The sequence below is a fragment of the Rhodoglobus sp. genome (genome assembly GCF_053580035.1).
Map to the genome: position 1 here is coordinate 1,086,602 of NZ_JBMDVL010000001.1, position 17,381 is coordinate 1,103,982.

General features: G+C 57.2%; 25 protein-coding genes and 1 pseudogene. 1 reads left to right on the forward strand and 25 read right to left on the reverse strand.

Features of this window, described 5'->3' with window-relative positions; translation table 11 throughout:
- From rplM to ACOH1Z_RS05420, 13 genes are all read right to left on the reverse strand, one after another.
- Complete coding sequence (gene rplM / locus ACOH1Z_RS05360; protein WP_343922643.1) at positions 1–447, reverse strand: 50S ribosomal protein L13; 447 nt, start codon at positions 445–447, stop codon at positions 1–3.
- Positions 448–621: 174 nt separating this feature from the next.
- On the reverse strand, positions 622–1,542 hold the full coding sequence (locus ACOH1Z_RS05365; RefSeq protein WP_449647425.1) for a tRNA pseudouridine synthase A: 921 nt from the start codon (positions 1,540–1,542) through the stop codon (positions 622–624).
- Positions 1,543–1,615: 73 nt separating this feature from the next.
- On the reverse strand, positions 1,616–2,140 hold the full coding sequence (rplQ, locus tag ACOH1Z_RS05370; protein WP_449647426.1) for a 50S ribosomal protein L17: 525 nt from the start codon (positions 2,138–2,140) through the stop codon (positions 1,616–1,618).
- Positions 2,141–2,178: 38 nt separating this feature from the next.
- Positions 2,179–3,174, reverse strand: coding sequence for a DNA-directed RNA polymerase subunit alpha (locus tag ACOH1Z_RS05375; protein WP_219950252.1), 996 nt, complete (start codon positions 3,172–3,174; stop codon positions 2,179–2,181).
- A gap of 164 nt (positions 3,175–3,338) precedes the next feature.
- Positions 3,339–3,737: a 30S ribosomal protein S11 gene (gene rpsK, locus ACOH1Z_RS05380; protein WP_009773100.1), complete on the reverse strand. Its 399-nt coding sequence runs from the start codon at positions 3,735–3,737 to the stop codon at positions 3,339–3,341.
- Positions 3,738–3,788: 51 nt separating this feature from the next.
- Positions 3,789–4,163 (reverse strand): 30S ribosomal protein S13, encoded by a 375-nt coding sequence (gene rpsM, locus ACOH1Z_RS05385; RefSeq protein WP_009773101.1) that lies wholly within the window; start codon positions 4,161–4,163, stop codon positions 3,789–3,791.
- A gap of 179 nt (positions 4,164–4,342) precedes the next feature.
- The gene (gene rpmJ, locus ACOH1Z_RS05390; protein WP_449647427.1) at positions 4,343–4,459 is read right to left on the reverse strand and encodes a 50S ribosomal protein L36; all 117 of its coding nucleotides are present in this window, start codon (positions 4,457–4,459) and stop codon (positions 4,343–4,345) included.
- Positions 4,460–4,535: 76 nt separating this feature from the next.
- On the reverse strand, positions 4,536–4,757 hold the full coding sequence (infA, locus tag ACOH1Z_RS05395) for a translation initiation factor IF-1 (RefSeq protein WP_009773103.1): 222 nt from the start codon (positions 4,755–4,757) through the stop codon (positions 4,536–4,538).
- Between the two features lie 144 nt (positions 4,758–4,901).
- Positions 4,902–6,035, reverse strand: a complete 1,134-nt coding sequence (locus ACOH1Z_RS05400; protein ID WP_449647428.1) for a mannitol-1-phosphate 5-dehydrogenase — start codon at positions 6,033–6,035, stop codon at positions 4,902–4,904.
- The gene (locus ACOH1Z_RS05405) at positions 6,032–6,469 is read right to left on the reverse strand and encodes a PTS mannitol transporter subunit IIA (protein WP_449647429.1); all 438 of its coding nucleotides are present in this window, start codon (positions 6,467–6,469) and stop codon (positions 6,032–6,034) included. The genes ACOH1Z_RS05400 and ACOH1Z_RS05405 overlap by 4 nt, the downstream gene beginning before the upstream one ends.
- A gap of 11 nt (positions 6,470–6,480) precedes the next feature.
- A complete protein-coding gene (locus tag ACOH1Z_RS05410; RefSeq protein ID WP_449647430.1) occupies positions 6,481–8,007 on the reverse strand; it encodes a PTS mannitol transporter subunit IIBC in 1,527 nt (508 codons plus the stop codon).
- Between the two features lie 56 nt (positions 8,008–8,063).
- Entirely contained in the window at positions 8,064–8,330 is a 267-nt protein-coding gene (locus tag ACOH1Z_RS05415) for an HPr family phosphocarrier protein (RefSeq protein ID WP_449647431.1), read from the reverse strand.
- Entirely contained in the window at positions 8,323–8,655 is a 333-nt protein-coding gene (locus ACOH1Z_RS05420; protein ID WP_449647432.1) for a PTS sugar transporter subunit IIB, read from the reverse strand. Before ACOH1Z_RS05420 ends, ACOH1Z_RS05415 begins: the two co-directional genes overlap by 8 nt.
- A 128-nt stretch (positions 8,656–8,783) precedes the next feature.
- On the opposite strand from ACOH1Z_RS05420, the gene ACOH1Z_RS05425 reads away from it, so the two are divergent.
- Positions 8,784–10,670 (forward strand): BglG family transcription antiterminator, encoded by a 1,887-nt coding sequence (locus ACOH1Z_RS05425; RefSeq protein ID WP_449647433.1) that lies wholly within the window; start codon positions 8,784–8,786, stop codon positions 10,668–10,670.
- Between the two features lie 30 nt (positions 10,671–10,700).
- Here the strand turns inward: ACOH1Z_RS05425 and ACOH1Z_RS05430 are convergent, their stop codons facing one another.
- The 12 genes and pseudogenes from ACOH1Z_RS05430 to rpsQ form a co-directional block, all read right to left on the reverse strand.
- Positions 10,701–11,300, reverse strand: a complete 600-nt coding sequence (locus ACOH1Z_RS05430) for an adenylate kinase (RefSeq protein ID WP_449647434.1) — start codon at positions 11,298–11,300, stop codon at positions 10,701–10,703.
- Positions 11,297–12,619 carry a preprotein translocase subunit SecY gene (secY, locus tag ACOH1Z_RS05435; protein ID WP_449647435.1) on the reverse strand — a complete coding sequence of 441 codons (1,323 nt, stop codon included), beginning with the start codon at positions 12,617–12,619 and terminating at the stop codon, positions 11,297–11,299. The genes ACOH1Z_RS05430 and secY overlap by 4 nt, the downstream gene beginning before the upstream one ends.
- 124 nt (positions 12,620–12,743) lie before the next feature.
- The gene (gene rplO, locus ACOH1Z_RS05440; RefSeq protein WP_449647436.1) at positions 12,744–13,391 is read right to left on the reverse strand and encodes a 50S ribosomal protein L15; all 648 of its coding nucleotides are present in this window, start codon (positions 13,389–13,391) and stop codon (positions 12,744–12,746) included.
- Positions 13,391–13,576 (reverse strand): 50S ribosomal protein L30, encoded by a 186-nt coding sequence (gene rpmD / locus ACOH1Z_RS05445; RefSeq protein WP_009773114.1) that lies wholly within the window; start codon positions 13,574–13,576, stop codon positions 13,391–13,393. Before rpmD ends, rplO begins: the two co-directional genes overlap by 1 nt.
- A complete protein-coding gene (rpsE, locus tag ACOH1Z_RS05450) occupies positions 13,576–14,301 on the reverse strand; it encodes a 30S ribosomal protein S5 (RefSeq protein WP_010203812.1) in 726 nt (241 codons plus the stop codon). Before rpsE ends, rpmD begins: the two co-directional genes overlap by 1 nt.
- Positions 14,298–14,669: a 50S ribosomal protein L18 gene (gene rplR / locus ACOH1Z_RS05455; protein WP_449647437.1), complete on the reverse strand. Its 372-nt coding sequence runs from the start codon at positions 14,667–14,669 to the stop codon at positions 14,298–14,300. Before rplR ends, rpsE begins: the two co-directional genes overlap by 4 nt.
- A 2-nt stretch (positions 14,670–14,671) precedes the next feature.
- Complete coding sequence (gene rplF / locus ACOH1Z_RS05460; protein ID WP_449647438.1) at positions 14,672–15,208, reverse strand: 50S ribosomal protein L6; 537 nt, start codon at positions 15,206–15,208, stop codon at positions 14,672–14,674.
- 6 nt (positions 15,209–15,214) lie between these two features.
- Positions 15,215–15,613, reverse strand: coding sequence for a 30S ribosomal protein S8 (gene rpsH, locus ACOH1Z_RS05465; RefSeq protein ID WP_449624131.1), 399 nt, complete (start codon positions 15,611–15,613; stop codon positions 15,215–15,217).
- A 74-nt stretch (positions 15,614–15,687) separates the two neighbouring features.
- Positions 15,688–16,278, reverse strand: a complete 591-nt coding sequence (gene rplE, locus ACOH1Z_RS05470) for a 50S ribosomal protein L5 (RefSeq protein ID WP_449647439.1) — start codon at positions 16,276–16,278, stop codon at positions 15,688–15,690.
- Between the two features lie 95 nt (positions 16,279–16,373).
- A pseudogene (gene rplX, locus ACOH1Z_RS05475) lies at positions 16,374–16,709 on the reverse strand (50S ribosomal protein L24); the annotation flags it as partial.
- A gap of 2 nt (positions 16,710–16,711) precedes the next feature.
- Positions 16,712–17,083, reverse strand: coding sequence for a 50S ribosomal protein L14 (gene rplN / locus ACOH1Z_RS05480; protein ID WP_449647440.1), 372 nt, complete (start codon positions 17,081–17,083; stop codon positions 16,712–16,714).
- Positions 17,083–17,379 carry a 30S ribosomal protein S17 gene (gene rpsQ / locus ACOH1Z_RS05485; RefSeq protein ID WP_449647441.1) on the reverse strand — a complete coding sequence of 99 codons (297 nt, stop codon included), beginning with the start codon at positions 17,377–17,379 and terminating at the stop codon, positions 17,083–17,085. Before rpsQ ends, rplN begins: the two co-directional genes overlap by 1 nt.
- Positions 17,380–17,381 lie beyond the last annotated feature (2 nt).

Sequence of the window (17,381 nt, forward strand, 5' to 3'; positions counted from 1 at the left end):
CTACTGAGCGACCTGGGTGAGGGTGTACGGAGTTGGCTGCTGAGCAGCGTGAGGGTGCTCAGTGCCTGCGTAGACCTTCAGCTTGGAGAGCTGAGCGCGACCGAGGGAGTTCTTGGGGAGCATTCCACGGACTGCCTTTTCGACGGCGCGCGTAGGGTGCTTCTCCAGCATCTCGGAGTACGTGGTGGCCGTGAGTCCGCCCGGGTAACCGGAGTGGCGGTAGGCCTTCTTCTTTGCGAGCTTGGAGCCGGTGAGGGCAACCTTCTCAGCGTTGATGATGATGACAAAGTCACCCATGTCCATGTGAGGAGCAAAGGTTGCCTTGTGCTTTCCACGGAGCAAGATGGCTGCGTGGCTGGCGAGACGGCCGAGAACGATGTCGGCGGCGTCGATGATGACCCATTCCCGCTTGACGTCGTCGGGCTTGGGCGAATATGTACGCGTCACAATAGTGCTGCTTTCATTGATCGAGTGAGGTGTTCGTGAATCCCGCTCCGATGGTTGTTTCAGAAGAAACAATTCAGGTGGAGGGCTCATGATCGGATGCCGCGCTCTTATAGCGCAGACACCAAGGGTCAACAGTAGCGGAACTTTGGCTACGCAGCAAACACTCCGCTGACGCTAGTCCATCGGATCACGGTGCGATCGGGTGAGTTCTGCGCGTGCCGCCAGACCCTCGTCCGGTGGATAGCCGACCTCGACGAGCGTGAGTCCTTTCGCCGGCATGACCTTGTACTCGCTCCCCTTCGATCGTTCATCACGAATCTCGAACGGACGAGCAACATCAAGCTTGCCCTGGCCAACGAAAACGCCAGCACCAACAAGCGATCGCACCATGCTGTGGCAAAACGCGTCAGCACGCACCTCGGCAACGATAATTCCTTCTTCATTGCGTCGCCAACTGAAATGTTCAAGCCACCGGACCGTTGACGCACCCTCGCGCGGCTTACAATATGCCGCCCAGTCGTGGAGCCCCAGTAGTTCCTTTGCCGCAGTGTTCATGGCATCGACATCGAGCGTCGCGGGATACCACACCGTGTGGTTTCGATAGCGCGGGTCCCGCGGCGACTCATTGTCAGCGATGCGGTACTCGTACCGACGCCACAGCGGAGAAAAACGTGCGTCGAAGCCTTCAGCGGCAATCTCAGAGCTCGAGACATGGATATCAGCTTCGAGCCCGGCGATTCCGTTGATACGCCGGGCCAACGATGCTGGCCCGTCATAACGCTTTCCGCCCATATTCCCCCGACGTGGCCGATCAAGACTGCGGAGCTGGGCATCAGTCAGATCAAGGTGAGCGACCTGCCCGCTCGCGTGCACCCCGGCATCCGTTCGACCGGCAACGACGAGGGAGGGGATCACCCCGAAGCGGCGAAAGATCACGCCGAGTGCGTCTTCAATTGTGCCCTGAACGGTGCGGAGAACTGGCTGCTTTCCCCACCCAAAAAAGTTTGTGCCGTCATACGAAATATCGAGTCGCAGACGGGTCATCTGAGGATCAAGAACGTCACCATTGTCGGTGTGAGCAATCGGCTGATCCATTATTCAATCCTATTTCACGAAGAAAACCCCGGCCCGCACGAGGCGGAACCGGGGTTTTCTCTAACGAAGAAAGTTACTTCTCTTCTGCAGTCTCTGCAGCAACGTCCTCAGCAGGAGCCTCAACGGCTACGTCTTCGGTTGCGACTTCTTCGACGGGAGCTTCCTCAACGGCGGGCTCTTCTGCAGCAGCCTTGGGCTCAGCCTTAGCGGCGGCCTTCGGCGACTTCTTCTTCGGTGTAACGGGCTCAAGAACGAGCTCCATCTGAACCATCGATGCGTTGTCTCCCTTGCGGAAACCAAGCTTCGTGATGCGGGTGTAGCCACCATCGCGGTTCTCAACCTGCGGTGCAATGACCGTGAAGAGTTCGTGGATGACAGTCTTGTCGCCGATGATTCCGAGCGCGCGGCGACGGTTGTGGAGGTCACCCTTCTTCGCGAACGTGATCAGGCGCTCAGCAACGGGACGCAGGCGCTTGGCACGCATTTCCGTTGTCTTGATGCTCTTGTGAGTGAACAGGGCTGCTGCCAAGTTGGCGAGCATGTGGCGCTCGTGCGCCGGTCCACCGCCGAGACGCGGGCCCTTAGTAGGTGTAGGCATTTTCTAATTCTCCAGTGTCAAAGGTTCGAGCCAGTGGCTCAAGCGTTGGTCTCGTCGTCGGCGTATCCGCCGTAGAAGTGCGCGCTGTCGAATCCGGGAACGCTGTCTTTCAACGACAGTCCCATTTCGACAAGCTTGTCGCGTACTTCGTCAACCGACTTCTGACCGAAGTTGCGGATGTTCATGAGCTGGGTCTCCGACAGAGCCACCAGTTCACTTACGGTGTTGATGCCTTCGCGCTTGAGACAGTTGTAGCTGCGCACCGAAAGATCAAGATCTTCGATCGGCATGCTGAGCTCGGTCGAAAGCACGGCGTCAACCGGTGCTGGACCAATCTCGATACCCTCAGCTGCAGTGTTGAGCTCGCGGGCGAGTCCAAACAGCTCGGTCAAGGTACGACCGGCTGACGCGATGGCGTCACGTGGGGTGATTGCCGACTTAGTTTCGACATCAACAACGAGACGGTCAAAGTCAGTGCGCTCACCGGCACGAGTTGCCTCGACACGGTAAGTGACCTTGAGTACTGGCGAGTAAATCGAGTCGACCGGAATTTGGCCGGCTTCGCTAAATTCGCTGCGGTTCTGCGTTGCGGTGACGTAACCACGGCCACGCTCGATCGTCAGCTCAAGTTCAAACTTGGCCTTGTCATTGAGCGTTGCGATGACGAGTTCAGGGTTGTGAATCTCTACACCGGCAGGTGCAGAAATGTCAGCAGCCGTGACCTCACCAGCGCCCTGCTTGCGCAGGTAAGCGGTGATGGGTTCGTCGTGCTCGCTTGAAACGACGAGGTTCTTGATGTTGAGGATGACCTCGGTGACATCTTCTTTAACACCGGCGACGGTGCTGAACTCGTGGAGTACGCCGTCGATACGGATGCTGGTGACAGCTGCTCCGGGGATCGACGAAAGAAGGGTACGACGGATGGAGTTTCCGAGGGTGTAACCGAAACCGGGCTCAAGCGGTTCGATAACGAACCGTGAACGGAATTCGGAGATGTTCTCCTCAGCAAGGGTGGGACGCTGTGCAATGAGCACTGGTGATTCCTTTCGGCAAAGTGTCCGCTATATGACACTTGTGGGCGACGGGTGGCTGGCCCGACGTTGTATTGAGTTGTGCGCTGGAGCGGTGAGCGAGGGCCACAACGGGCCCTCGCCACGACGCCAGCACTAGCTAGTTACCTAGCTAGTACGGCGTGAAACTAAACGCGACGACGCTTGGGCGGACGGCAACCGTTGTGCGTCTGCGGTGTTACGTCGTTGATCGAACCCACTTCGAGGCCAGCAGCCTGCAGCGAACGGATCGCAGTTTCGCGACCTGAACCCGGTCCCTTGACGAAAACGTCTACCTTCTTGACACCGTGCTCCTGAGCCTGGCGCGCAGCCGACTCAGCGGACATCTGTGCTGCATAAGGGGTCGACTTGCGCGAGCCCTTGAAGCCGACGACACCTGACGATGACCAGGCAAGTACTGCACCGGTGGGGTCAGTGATGGTGACGATGGTGTTGTTGAACGTTGACTTGATGTGAGCCTGGCCCACTGCAACATTCTTCTTTTCTTTACGACGCGGCTTACGAGCGGCCGATTTTGGTGCTGCCATTGTTTTCTCCTAAAACTTTGATGGCGACGACGCTGGGAATGAACCCAGGGTCTATCGGGCCTTCTTCTTGCCGGCTACGGTGCGCTTCGGGCCCTTGCGGGTACGAGCGTTGGTCTTCGTGCGCTGTCCGTGAACGGGCAGTCCCTTGCGGTGACGGATACCCTGGTAGCTGCCGATTTCAACCTTGCGGCGGATGTCTGCTGCGACCTCACGGCGGAGGTCACCTTCTACTTGGAAGTTTCCTTCGATGTAGTCACGAAGGGCGATGAGCTGGTCATCGGTGAGATCGTGAACGCGGATTTCTCCGCTGATTTGTGTGTCGGCGAGGGTTTTGAGTGCCCTCGTGCGGCCAACACCGTAAATGTAAGTCAGTGCGACCTCTACACGCTTGTCGCGTGGGATGTCGACGCCGGCTAGACGTGCCATAGTGGCTTCTCCTGTTAGTGAGTGGAGGTCTGTAGCAGCACCTGTGCGCCGGCCTCCAACCGGTGGTGTCCCTGCTTCTCGCTCTCGCAAGTTGCAGATCTGGTGTTGCTATTTAGCTGTATTTAGTTGTGTGCCGCGACGATTTCTCGTCGCGCGCGGTGCGATCTGTTCGCGGAACCTTAGCCCTGGCGTTGCTTGTGACGCGGGTTCGACTTGCAGATGATCATGACGCGACCGTTGCGGCGAATAACGCGGCAGTGGTCACACATGGGCTTGACGCTGGGTGCTACCTTCATAGTTTTTCCTTGTGAATCGCTGTCGTCGTTCCACTTGTCCTGCAAAGGAACAGTGGACGTTACTTTCCAGCGCTCGTTACTTGTAGCGGTAGGTGATCCGGCCGCGAGTCAGGTCATACGGGCTCAACTCGACAACCACACGGTCTTCCGGAAGGATTCGAATGTAGTTCTGTCGCATTTTGCCGGAGATATGAGCAAGCACTACGTGGCCGTTACTTAGCTCAACGCGAAACATCGCGTTGGGCAGAGCTTCAACTACTGCTCCTTCAATCTCAATGACACCGTCTTTTTTGGCCATAGCCTCTTCGTCGCTATAAGTGGAGTTCGCTGGTCTGCGTGGATTGTGGTGAGTGACTTTCGAAAAAATCTAGGCACGAAAAAATCGGCCTGAAACACCAAAGATCAAGCCTACGCTAATCCCGGGCGTTTCGCCAAGCTGGGGCTAAGATTGCGCCTTCACAGTTTCAACGGCATCCCCATAAAGCGGATCCCCCTCGTGCAAGTCCATAACCTTCGCCACGAAATCCTCGGCGGAAAGCGATGCGCGCAGCTCCAGCATCCTCACGCTCTCAGGATCGCCGGCGACATCAAACTGAAGCGCTGCACCCACGGCACGCAATAATGCACTTGGCCTGGTGCCCGCTGCGGCAAGCACTGCCGCGGGGCTGATGAAGCGTTCGTTGCGCGAAAGCTTTCGTAGTGGGCTACGCCCAACTCGCTCTGGAGTATCCGGCAAGTATTGATTACCGAACCGTCGGATGCAGGTGCTCACGTACGCCGCATGGTCGGCGGCATCGAACCGATGCTTTGCGATAAGCATTTGGCTGGTCTCAGCCAGAACGGCGTCGACTTCGGCAGCGACCTCAGCGATCGCCATCGCCGCAACCAGGGTTTCCGCCCCTCGGACATGGCCATGGTAGGCGAGCGTCGCATGACCCGTATTCACCGTGAAGAGTTTCCGCTCGATGTACGGCTCAAGATCGGTCACGAAATGAACGTCGGCAATCTCCGGAACACTGTCGCCGAATGGTCCGCTTTCGATGGCCCACTCAAAGAAGTCTTCAACGGTTACGTCAAGCCCTGCCGCGGGGTCCTGCGCTGGCACGATGCGGTCGACAGCAGTGTTGGCGAAGATTGCCTTGGCGGCCAAGATCTCCGCGTTGACAGAAACAGCAATTTCAGCCCGCAGGATGTTTGTTGCATAGAGCGCGTTCTCACATGCCAACACGTGCAATGGCGCTCGGTCTGCCGATCGCGCCTCGATTGCTTGTGCGATGAGCGGCGCTACGAACTTGAGAATGTTGGGACCAACAGCCGTGGTGACCATGTCGGCTGTGGCGATCTCCTCGACCACGGCTGCTTCATGGGTTGCACTGTTGAGTGCCCGAAAGTTATCGACGGTCCACGTGTGGGGCTCTGCGCCAACTTCGTGGACTTGATAGCTGTCAGCCGAGGCGAGGCGGTCGATGAGTTCTGCCGCGACATCCGCGAACACAATCTCGTAGCCCGCTTTGTGCAAAATCAATCCGACAAAGCCGCGACCGATGTTTCCTGCTCCAAAGTGAACGGCCTTCATGCGTTGTTCAATTCGCTGAGCAGCGAGAGGAGCTCTTCTTTGCTCGAGGCGTCGATGAGCTTCTGCACTTCATCGTTGTCGCTAAAGATTGTGGCAACAGCGGCGAGGGTGTCCATGTGGCCACCGTCTTTTCCAGCGATGCCGACAACGAAGCGAACCTCGTTGCCATCCCAATCGATGGGATCCGCGTACCGCACGAACGAGAGCGCAGACGACAAGATCGTGTCCTTGCCCTCGTTCGTGCCGTGCGGAATGGCTAGGAAGTTGCCCATGAAGGTTGAAGTCAACTCTTCACGGGCCTTCATGAAGCCAAGGTACTCGGGCGTTACCGCACCAGCAGCGATGAGAATCTCGGCCGCCTCAGCGATCGCTTCCTCTTTAGTGCGGGCGGTGCCAGCCGCTGTGATCTGGTCTAGCTCGAGTACCTTGCTCATGATGTCTCCTGTTACTTGCCAACCATGTTTACGACTTCATCGTATTTCGGACTGTTCATGAAGTTATCAACAGAAACATGGATTGCGCCGGGAACCTTCTGCTGAGCGCGTTCCGTGAGCTTGTCCTGAGTGATGACGAGGTCCTCAGTGCCATCAAGGTTCGCGATCGCCTTATTCGTGACGTTGACGCCTTCGATGCCAGCCTTAGCGAACTTGTTGCGCAGAACTGTCGCGCCCATGGCGCTCGAACCCATACCGGCGTCGCAAGCGAAGACCACATTCTGGATCTTCGTAGCGGTAGCCGTTCCGGCAGCGGCACCAGCAGCTGCGCCGGTTCCGAGCAGGTCGCCTACCGAGCTGTCGCGACCCTTGTTGGCAGCGTTCTTAGCAACGGCTGCAGCAAGTGCATCGTCGCCGTTAGCCATTGCCTCGAGGTCACGCTTGCGACCGGCACGGATGATGACGGCAGCGACGGCAAACGACACTGCAGCCGAGAAGACAACCGACAGCAGAACGCCAACGATGCTTCCCGGAGGCGTCTGTGCAATGACCGCGATGATCGATCCCGGGGATGCCGGAGCACGCAGACCGGACTGGAAGATGACGTTCGTAAGAACACCAGTAGCTCCACCAGCGATCGCCGCAACAACGAGAAGCGGCTTAGCCAGTACGTAGGGGAAGTAGATCTCGTGAATACCGCCAACGAACTGAATCAGGATCGCGCCGGGAGCGCTCGCGCGCAGCAGACCGACACCGAAAACAACGAAGGCAAGCAGGATCCCGAGGCCGGGGCCAGGGTTTGCTTCGATGAGGAAGAGGATCGACTGTCCCTTGTCCAGCGACTCAGCGGTACCGAGCGGCGTAAAGACACCGTGGTTGATCGCGTTGTTGAGGAAGAGGATCTTACCCGGCTCAACGAAGATGCTCGCGAGCGGCAGCAGGCTGTTGTCAACGAGGAAGCCAATGATGCCTTCGAGCCCCTTGCTAATCGCGGTAACGATCGGCGCAATCAGGAAGAACGAGGCAATCGCAAGCAACATAGCCACAATCCCGGCGGAGAAATTGTCGACGAGCATTTCGAAGCCGGGACGAATCTTTCCCGCCCACAGCGCGTCAATCTTCTTCATGACCCAAGCCGAGCTGGGACCAACCAGCATCGCACCGAGGAACATCGGAATGCCGGCACCGACGATGACGCCGACGGTAGCGATCGTTGCGACAACTCCACCTCGGGTGCCGTAGACCATGCGTCCACCGGTGTTAGCGATCAACAGAGGGAGTAAGTAGACGATCATCGGCCCGACAAGACCGGTGTTCGTTACTTCAGGATCGAGACTCCAACCACCGAGCTGTTGAACCCAAACCGGGTCGATGCCGAGCAGCGGCAGCCAACCAGTCTGAATGAATAGTGCGGTGATGAAGCCCCAGGCGATGAATGCCGCAATATTGGGCATCACCATTCCACTGACGAAGGTTCCAAACTTCTGGACTCCTACGCGTGCACCGCCTGTCGAGGCGGTCGTAGACGACGTTGTCATTTTTTACTCCGATATCTGTGATGTTGGGATACTGCGAGGGAAGCGACCGAACACGACTAGCTTTCGTCGTGATCGGTACTGAGAATTTCGGTGAGTTCCGCAATGATCGCGTCGGCGCCTTCGCCGTCTGCCGCAATTGTGACTTCGTCACCGTGGCTGACGCCGAGCGAAATGACGCTCAAAATGCTGGCAGCGTTGACTGACTTGTCACCCTTTGAAATGGTGACGGCAATCCCGGATGCTGCGGCCGCTTGCGCAAAGAGCGACGCCGGACGGGCGTGAAGCCCATGCGATGACGCAACCTGAAGAGTATTTTCAGCCATGATTTCTGCTTTCTGTTGTTGCGTGAGGGAGAGAATCGAGCAGGTCGAGCGCAATGTCAGCGCCCGCGGCAGTGAAACTCAGCATGGGTAGCTGCAGCGCAGTCGCGCCGATTAGTTCTGCTGCGGCTTTCGCTTGCTCAAAGAAGTCAGTGACGTGCGCACTCACCAAGACGACATCCACCGAAGTCAACGGCATGCTCAAAGCCGAGACGCTAGCCGGAATGAAAGTGTGTTTGATGCCGCGGACGGCCGCTTGATTGCGAAGAGCATGCGCCAAGAAAGTACTTGATGCACCTGCACCGCACACAACCAGCACTGATGACATGTTGTCGCCTCCTTGCGAGCACCACTCGAACTCTTTCCAGTCTCTATGGTGGCGTGAAGACGTAGGACAGCTCCAATAGAGAACATTCCGCACCCGCGGAAGCGTTCATACGGGAGAATGGTTACCTGATGCTCGATAACCATGCACGACTAATCGAACACCTCGCCCAGGCCGAGGGTTGGGTGACTGCGGCCGAACTCGCAGACAAGCTCGGCGTGACCACCCGCAGCGTTCGCAGCTACGTCACCGCGGTTAAGTCGTCGGCGCTCCCCCTCGAAGTCATCGAGTCATCGACAGCCGGCTACCGTCTGCACCGCGATAACTATGCGGAATTTCTCAAGAGTGCATCCAATCGGGACACCGAACGACCTCGAGATCGCCAATACCACCTCGTTCGACGGCTTGGTGATGCCCCTGAGGGCATCGACATCCATGCTCTGGCAGATAGTTTCTTTGTGAGTGAGTCGACGATCGAGGCGGATCTCCGCAAGATCAAGACGGTCGTTACCGAAGAGGGTCTCTCGCTCATCCGACGCGGTGCCTTAGTAGTGTTGTCGGGCACTGAGCCAAATCTGAGACGACTTCTGAGCAAGATGTTCCGCCACGAAGACACTCAAGGTTTCTTAGAGCTTGCAAGTATTCAGCGCGAATTTGAGTCATCAGACCTTCGTGCCTTCAAAACCTCACTGCTCGACCTTCTCGACGCCCACGGCTATTTCGTAAATGAGTACGGCATTAATCATGTGCTGCTTCACGTAGCCATTGCCGCAGATCGAACCTCACCAGCGAGCCCGGCACTTGCCGATGCGGCACCTGAGTTCACCAACGAGCTCGGAGCCCTGATCGCGGCACATTTCTCCGTGAATCTCGCTCGTGATGAACTCAACGAAATAGAGATCCTTCTCACTACGCGGGTGATTACCCGCGGCACGGATGCAAGCTCAACTTCCGATGTCGATCTCGAAGAACTCATCACTCGGATTCGCCGAACCGTGCACCATGTGGGCGAGGAGTACCTTGTCGACCTCGACGACGACGACTTCATCATGCGATTGTCACTTCACGTTCGCAACCTAATCTTGCGCGCTCAAGACCTCTCGTATTCGCGAAATCCAATGACTCGGTCGATCAAGACCAGTTATCCCATGATTTACGAGTTGGCGGTCTTTATCGCGGCGGAAGTCCAACGCAGCGAGCGAATCACGATCCACGATGACGAGATCTCGTATATCGCCCTTCACGTCGGATCACATTTGGAGCGACAGGCCAAGCGCGAGGTCCGACTGACGGCGGCGCTCGTCTGCCCCAACTATCACGACCTTCACGTCATCCTTCGTGAACGAATCGAGACTGTTCTTGGAGACGAGCTTCAACTCCGCATCGTGATCACTCGCACCGACGTGGATCTCGCCGAGCTGTCTACCGATCTCGTGCTCACGACTATCGACCTCCGCTCGTTCGCCGACAACGTTGTGCTCATTCAGCCGTTCCTGACAGAAACGGATGTCGACAGCATCCGAAAGACCATCGGGCGGGTGCGCAGGTTGCGTCGTCGTCGCGCCCTCACCGATGAGCTTCTCCGTTTCTTTGATCCGGCGCTATTCCTGCGAAATTTCAGTGCCCCAAGCGAAGAGGCCATGATCGAAGCGCTCGGAAACCGGATGATCGAAGCTGGCGTCATAGAACGCGACTACATCACGGGAGCCATCGAACGAGAACGGATGTCGTCAACTGCATTCACGGACGCTCTCGCGGTTCCGCACGCGATGACGATGAACGCCCATCGAACCGCAATCAGTATCGTCATCAACGAGACACCAATGCAGTGGGGCGAGAACCGCGTGAATGTGATCGCGTTGATCGCGTTTAGCGCCGCCGGCCGAACAACTTTCCAAACAGTGTTCGACCAGTTCGTGACAGTATTTTCGGATCGCGATTATGTGCAGCAGCTCGTCAGAAAGGCCGTCGACTTTCCAACGTTTATTGACGAACTAGTGCGCGGTATCGAGAACTAGGCGGTTTCGAGAACTAGGCGGTTTCGAGAACTAGAGAGACGAGGAGTCTGTCGCGACGATTCCGCGCTCAATGAGAGCGTCGGTGATGCGTGCAGTGACGGCATCGATCTCACCAAGTGCATCGATCGTGACGAGCACGTCGCGAGCGGCATATACCTTGATCAGCGGCGCGGTCTGCTCGCTGTAGACCTCAAGACGATGACGAACGACAGCTTCGGTATCGTCGCTGCGGCCCTGTTCAAGCGCACGTTTACGCAGTCGATCGACAACGACCTCTGGGTCTGCTTCAAGCTCAACGACGACGTCGAGGGCAGCACCATGGCTAGCCAAGAATGCGTCAAGCTCACGGACCTGGTCGGTCGTTCGCGGGTAGCCATCGAGCAAGAAACCGTCTTGCGCATCGGCCTCTTCGAGTCGGCTACGGATGAGCTCGTTTGTGAGGGAATCAGGGACGTTATCGCCGGCATCCATGAATGCCTTCGCTTTGGTTCCCAGTTCGGTGCCATTCTTCACATTGCTGCGAAAAATGTCACCGGTGGAAATTGCAGGGATTCCATAAATTTCAGCGAGACGCGCTGCTTGCGTGCCCTTGCCCGCGCCGGGTGGGCCAATCAATAGGAGTCGTGTCAACGCAACAAACCTTCGTAATGGCGCTGCTGCAACTGCGAATCGATTTGCTTGACGGTCTCAAGACCGACACCAACGATAATCAGGATGCTTGCTCCGCCGAATGGGAAATTTTGGTTGGCCCCGATGACGACGAACGCGATCAACGGAATCATTGCCACTAGGCCCAAGTAGAGCGAGCCAGGCAAAGTAACGCGAGTCAAAACGTAGTCGAGGTATTCTGCGGTCGGTCGACCAGCGCGAATACCGGGGATGAAGCCGCCGTACTTCTTCATGTTGTCGGCAACTTCTTCGGGGTTGAATGTAATAGCAACGTAGAAGTAGGTAAAGCCTACGATCAGCAGGAAGTAACCGACCATGTAGATCGGGCTATCGCCGGATACCAGGTTGTTCTGGATCCAGACGACCCATGCTGCAGAGGTCTCACCAGCTTGTGGCTGGTTGAAGTTTGCGATCAATGCTGGCAGGTACAACAGCGAGGAGGCGAAGATCACGGGGATCACGCCGGCCATGTTGACCTTGATCGGAATGTACGTGTTGTTGCCGCCGTAGGTGCGTCGGCCGACCATGCGCTTTGCATACTGAACGGGAATGCGTCGCTGCGATTGTTCAACAAACACGACTGCGCCCATGATGAGAATGCCCATCAGCAGCACGAGAACGAAGATTTCGATTCCGCTGCTGACGTAGATGCCCCAGAGCGCGCTCGGGAAGGTTGCAGCGATCGAGGTGAAGATCAGCAACGACATTCCGTTACCGATTCCACGTTCGGTGACCAATTCACCCATCCACATAATGAGGCCGGTGCCGGCGGTCATCGTGATGACCATGAGCAGGATGGCGTACCACGCGTCGTTGGTGATCAGTTGGCTACATTCAGCAACACCGGCTGACTGGAAGAGTGCGCCACTTCTGGCAACCGTGATCAGCGTCGTTGACTGAAGGATTGCGAGAGCAATGGTGAGGTAACGCGTGTACTGGGTCAGTGTTGACTGGCCAGACTGACCCTCTTTGTGAAGAGTCTCGAAGTGTGGGATTACCACACGCAGTAGTTGCACGATGATCGATGCCGTGATGTACGGCATGATTCCGAGCGCAAATACGGAAAGTTGAAGGAGCGCCCCACCACTGAAGAGGTTGATGAGGTCATACAGTCCGCCACTGGACGAGTTAGCTGCAAGACACAGCTGAACATTGCCAAAGTCGACGAACGGCGCTGGGATGAAGGAGCCAAGCCTAAACAGCGCAATGATGCCTAGTGTGAACCCGATCTTCCTGCGAAGGTCAGGCGTGCGAACAATCCGCGCGACAGCTTTAAACACAAGGCCTCCGATTATCTATGTACTGCGGGCGAATGGGGAACCCCTATGCGGGATTCCCCACCCATCCTGTCTGCTTTGGTCACCGGTGTGACCAGCGCGACACTAACGTCTCGCGCAGTGACAGTTACTGAACCGAACCGCCGGCCGCAACAATCTTCTGCTCTGCTGAGCCGGAGACTTTGTCAACTGCAACATTCAGCTTAACCGCAATATCACCCTGACCAAGAACCTTGACCTTTTCGTTCTTGCGAACGGCGCCCTTGGACACGAGATCAGCGATGGTTACATCGCCACCCTTGGGGTAAAGTTCCGCGAGCTTCTCAAGGTTTACAACCTGGTATTCAACGCGGAACGGGTTCTTGAATCCGCGCAGCTTAGGTGCACGCATTACGAAGTTGATGTTTCCACCTTCGAAACCAACACGCATGTTGTAGCGCGCCTTGGTTCCCTTGGTTCCACGGCCCGCGGTCTTACCCTTGGAGCCTTCACCACGGCCGACTCGCATGCGGTCTTTCTTAGCACCGGCAGCGGGACGGAGGTGGTGCATCTTCAGAACCTGCGGGCGACTTGCCACATTGTCACTCGACGTCGTCTTAGCGGTCGAGGACTTTGCAGCAGGAGCCTTGGTTGCAGCCTTCGCAGGTGCAGCCTTAGCTGTCGTTGCCTTGGCAGGTGCAGCCTTAGCTGTCGTTGCCTTCGCAGGTGCAGCCTTCTTGGTGGCAGCAGCCTTGGGGGCTGCGGCCTTCTTTGGAGTTTCTTTCTCGTCAGCCATTAGTCAATCTCCTCGACCTTGACAAGGTGAGCAACCGTGTTGACGTAACCACGGTTCTGCGAGTTGTCCTCGCGCACAACAACGGATCCGATGCGCTTGAGCCCGAGGCTGCGCAGCGTGTCGCGTTGGTTCTGCTTCTCACTAATTTTGGACTTGATCTGGGTTACCTTCAGGCGACCAGCCATCAGACACCTGCCTTAGCTTCAGCCTCGGCGCGCAGCAAGCGTGCCGGGATAACGTGTTCTGCATCGAGGCCACGACGAGCGGCTACCGAGCGAGGCTCTTCGAGCTGCTTGAGTGCTGCGACCGTAGCGTGAACGATGTTGATCGTGTTCGAGGAACCGAGCGACTTGCTGAGAACGTCGTGAATTCCGGCGCACTCGAGTACGGCGCGAACGGGACCACCGGCGATAACACCGGTACCAGCGGATGCGGGACGCAGCAGAACTACGCCTGCAGCAGCCTCTCCCTGGACCGAGTGAGGAATCGATGCGGCGACGCGAGGAACGCGGAAGAAGTTCTTCTTCGCCTCTTCAACGCCCTTAGAAATCGCGAGAGGAACCTCGCGAGCCTTGCCGTAACCGACACCAACCATGCCATTTCCGTCACCGACGACGACGAGCGCGGTGAAGCTAAAGCGACGACCACCCTTGACGACCTTCGATACACGGTTGATGGTGACGACGCGCTCCAGGAACTGGTTCTTGTCGTTGTCGCGGCTGTTGTTTCCGCCACGACCACCACGGTCGGGGCCACGCTCACGGCCGCCACGACGAGCCTCGCGAGGCTCGCTTGTGACGTCGGTTGCTGGGGCGTCTACGACGACCTCAGGTACGGAGATGGCGCTAGTCGCCTCAGCGGCCACGGCCTGCTCCTTGTTAGTTGTCTTGTTGTCCACGTTGTCGCTCACAGGTTCAATCCACCCTCTCGCGCTCCGTCGGCGACAGCTGCAACGCGACCTGCGTAGCGGCTTCCACCACGATCAAATACGACAGCGTCAACGCCGGCATCCTTGGCGCGCGCGGCGACCATTTCACCGATCTTGCGTGCCTTAGCGGTCTTGTCGCCGTCAAACGTACGCATGTCCGACTCCATGGTCGAAGCTGAGGCTACGGTGACTCCCTTGGAGTCATCCACAACCTGAACGAATACGTGACGCGCTGAACGCGTAACCACGAGACGGGGGCGCACCTCAGTGCCCACGACCTTCTTGCGGAGACGTGCGTGCCTGCGGCCCTTAGCGGCCGACTTGCTCTTACCTCTGGTTCCGAGAGCCATGTCTACTTACCACTCTTTCCGGCCTTGCGACGAACAACTTCGCCGGCGTAGCGCACACCCTTGCCCTTGTAAGGCTCTGGCTTGCGCAATTTACGAATGTTGGCTGCTACTTCGCCAACCGCCTGCTTGTCGATGCCGCTGACAACTAGTTTGTTGTTTCCCTCGACCGCGAAGCTAATGCCTGCGGGCGGGTCAACGGTGATCGAGTGCGAGTACCCGAGAGCAAACTCAACTGAGCTGCCCTTTGCCGTAACACGGTAACCAGTACCAACAACCTCAAGGCCCTTGGTGTAACCGTCGGTGACACCAACGATCTGGTTAGCGATCAGCGTACGGGTGAGGCCGTGAAGCGAACGCGATTCGCGCTCGTCGTTGGGACGGGTTACGAGAACCTGGCCCTCTTCAAGCGCTACAGCGATGGGAGCCTTGACGGTGAGCGCAAGCTCACCCTTCGGGCCCTTTACCGCGACGTTTTGTCCATCGATGGTGATTGTGACACCAGCGGGGACATCAATAGGAAGTCTTCCGATTCGTGACATTTTGAGTTACCACACGTAAGCGAGGACTTCCCCACCTACGCCCTTCTTAGTCGCCTCTTTGTCGGTCAGAAGACCAGAGGAGGTGGACAAAATTGCCACGCCGAGTCCGCCAAGAACCTTGGGGATTTCGGTTGAGCGAGCGTATACACGAAGGCCAGGCTTCGAAACGCGCTTGATTCCCTTGATGGAACGCTCGCGAGTGGGGCTGTACTTGAGTTCGATCGTGAGGGTCTGGCCCACGCGGGCGTCCTCGGTGCTGAAGCTGAGGATGTATCCCTCTGCTTTGAGCATTTCAGCCAGGCGCGACTTCAGCTTGCTGTTAGGCATTGAAACGCTGTCGTGGTGCGCCGAATTGGCGTTGCGCAGTCTGGTCAGCATGTCAGCGACCGGATCTGTCATTGTCATTATGTTGTTTCCTGTCTCAACTGGTTTCGGCATCCGTTACACGAAGGCCGACCTGGTCGATTGGTGATACGTGGTTAGTTAGATGCGTTCTCTGCTGAACGGAACGGGAATCCGAGTGCCTTCAACAGCGCACGGCCCTCTTCGTTGTTCTTTGCAGTGGTAACGATTGTGATGTCGAAACCACGAACGCGGTCAATCTTGTCCTGATCGATCTCGTGGAACATTGACTGCTCCGTGAGGCCGAACGTGTAGTTACCGTTGCCATCGAACTGCTTGTCCGAGAGGCCGCGGAAGTCGCGGATACGGGGAAGAGCAAGCGAGATCAGGCGGTCAAGGAACTCCCAAGCGCGGTCACCACGAAGGGTAACGTGTGCGCCAATGGGCTGTCCTTCACGAAGCTTGAACTGAGCGATCGACTTGCGTGCGCTAGTTACATACGGCTTCTGACCGGTGATCGCAGTGAGGTCCTTGACGGCCCCATCGATGATCTTTCCATCGCGAGCAGCTTCACCGACACCAGTGTTCACGACGACCTTAACGATCCCCGGAATCTGGTGCACGTTGGTGAATCCAAGATCCTTCTTGAGCTGCGCCGCAATTTCAGTGCGGTACTTCTGCTTAAGGCGCGGCTGGATTTTGCCAGCTGCAGGTGCAGTCGTCGTCATTAGTCTGCGTCCTTCTCGGTTGCCTTCTCGGCATCCTTCGTCGAAGCCTTGGGCTCAGCCTTAGCTGCCTTCGACTTCTTGGTCTCTACGCGGCGCGACTTCTTGAAGAAGCGCTCGCGTGTGGTCTTTCCACGGTCATCGGTGCCAACAGTGAAGCCAACACGAGCCGGGAGCTTGGTCTCGGGGTCAACGAGAGCAATGTTGGACACGTGAATCGGTGCCTCCATCGTCTCGATACCACCGGTCTTGGTGCCACGCTGAGTCTGACCAACCTTGACGTGCTTGGTGACGAAGTTGACACCCTCCACGACGACGCGGTCTTTTCCAGCGATTACACGGATAACGCGACCCTGCTTGCCGCGGCTTCCGCCACGTTCTTCGGTCGGGCCGCTGATGACCTGTACGAGGTCACCCTTGCGAATCTTTGCCATAACTACAGCACCTCCGGTGCGAGAGAGATGATCTTCATGAACTTCTTGTCACGAAGTTCACGGCCGACCGGTCCGAAGATACGAGTACCGCGGGGGTCTCCACCCTCAGACTTAAGGATTACGGCTGCGTTCTCATCAAACTTGATGTATGAACCGTCTGAACGACGAGTCTGCTTGATGACGCGAACGATGACGGCCTTGACGACCTCACCCTTCTTGACGTTTCCGCCAGGAATCGCGTCTTTTACGGTTGCCACAATGACATCGCCGAGACCTGCGTAACGACGGCCTGAGCCACCGAGAACGCGAATCGTGAGGAGCTCCTTGGCGCCGGTGTTATCGGCAACCTTTACTCGGGATTCCTGCTGAAGCATTACTTAGCCTTTTCGAGGATCTCGACCAGACGCCAGCGCTTCGTGGCGCTGAGCGGACGGGTCTCGCTGATTAGAACGGAGTCACCGACGCCGGCCACATTGGCCTCGTCGTGAACCTTCACCTTGGAGTTACGGCGGATGACCTTGCCGTACAACGGGTGCTTTACGCGGTCTTCAACGATGACAACGATGGTCTTGTCCATCTTGTCGCTCGTTACGATTCCGCGACGGGTCTTACGGTACCCACGAGCGACCTCGGCGGTCTCCGCGGTCTTCTTGTCTTCAACTTTGGCCATGA

Coding starts and splice junctions, on each gene's coding strand:
- rpsQ (WP_449647441.1), bottom strand. CDS start 17,379: ATGGCCAAAGTTGAAGACAAGAAGACCGCGGAGACCGCCGAGGTCGCT.
- ACOH1Z_RS05405 (WP_449647429.1), bottom strand. CDS start 6,469: ATGAGCAAGGTACTCGAGCTAGACCAGATCACAGCGGCTGGCACCGCC.
- ACOH1Z_RS05365 (WP_449647425.1), bottom strand. CDS start 1,542: ATGGATCAGCCGATTGCTCACACCGACAATGGTGACGTTCTTGATCCT.
- ACOH1Z_RS05410 (WP_449647430.1), bottom strand. CDS start 8,007: ATGACAACGTCGTCTACGACCGCCTCGACAGGCGGTGCACGCGTAGGA.
- rpsH (WP_449624131.1), bottom strand. CDS start 15,613: ATGACAATGACAGATCCGGTCGCTGACATGCTGACCAGACTGCGCAAC.
- rplE (WP_449647439.1), bottom strand. CDS start 16,278: ATGACGACGACTGCACCTGCAGCTGGCAAAATCCAGCCGCGCCTTAAG.
- rplF (WP_449647438.1), bottom strand. CDS start 15,208: ATGTCACGAATCGGAAGACTTCCTATTGATGTCCCCGCTGGTGTCACA.
- rplQ (WP_449647426.1), bottom strand. CDS start 2,140: ATGCCTACACCTACTAAGGGCCCGCGTCTCGGCGGTGGACCGGCGCAC.
- ACOH1Z_RS05420 (WP_449647432.1), bottom strand. CDS start 8,655: ATGTCATCAGTGCTGGTTGTGTGCGGTGCAGGTGCATCAAGTACTTTC.
- rplR (WP_449647437.1), bottom strand. CDS start 14,669: ATGGCTCTCGGAACCAGAGGTAAGAGCAAGTCGGCCGCTAAGGGCCGC.
- rplO (WP_449647436.1), bottom strand. CDS start 13,391: ATGGCTGACGAGAAAGAAACTCCAAAGAAGGCCGCAGCCCCCAAGGCT.
- ACOH1Z_RS05415 (WP_449647431.1), bottom strand. CDS start 8,330: ATGGCTGAAAATACTCTTCAGGTTGCGTCATCGCATGGGCTTCACGCC.
- rpsK (WP_009773100.1), bottom strand. CDS start 3,737: ATGGCAGCACCAAAATCGGCCGCTCGTAAGCCGCGTCGTAAAGAAAAG.
- rpsM (WP_009773101.1), bottom strand. CDS start 4,163: ATGGCACGTCTAGCCGGCGTCGACATCCCACGCGACAAGCGTGTAGAG.
- infA (WP_009773103.1), bottom strand. CDS start 4,757: ATGGCCAAAAAAGACGGTGTCATTGAGATTGAAGGAGCAGTAGTTGAA.
- ACOH1Z_RS05425 (WP_449647433.1), top strand. CDS start 8,784: ATGCTCGATAACCATGCACGACTAATCGAACACCTCGCCCAGGCCGAG.
- rplN (WP_449647440.1), bottom strand. CDS start 17,083: ATGCTTCAGCAGGAATCCCGAGTAAAGGTTGCCGATAACACCGGCGCC.
- rpmD (WP_009773114.1), bottom strand. CDS start 13,576: ATGGCTGGTCGCCTGAAGGTAACCCAGATCAAGTCCAAAATTAGTGAG.
- rpmJ (WP_449647427.1), bottom strand. CDS start 4,459: ATGAAGGTAGCACCCAGCGTCAAGCCCATGTGTGACCACTGCCGCGTT.
- ACOH1Z_RS05400 (WP_449647428.1), bottom strand. CDS start 6,035: ATGAAGGCCGTTCACTTTGGAGCAGGAAACATCGGTCGCGGCTTTGTC.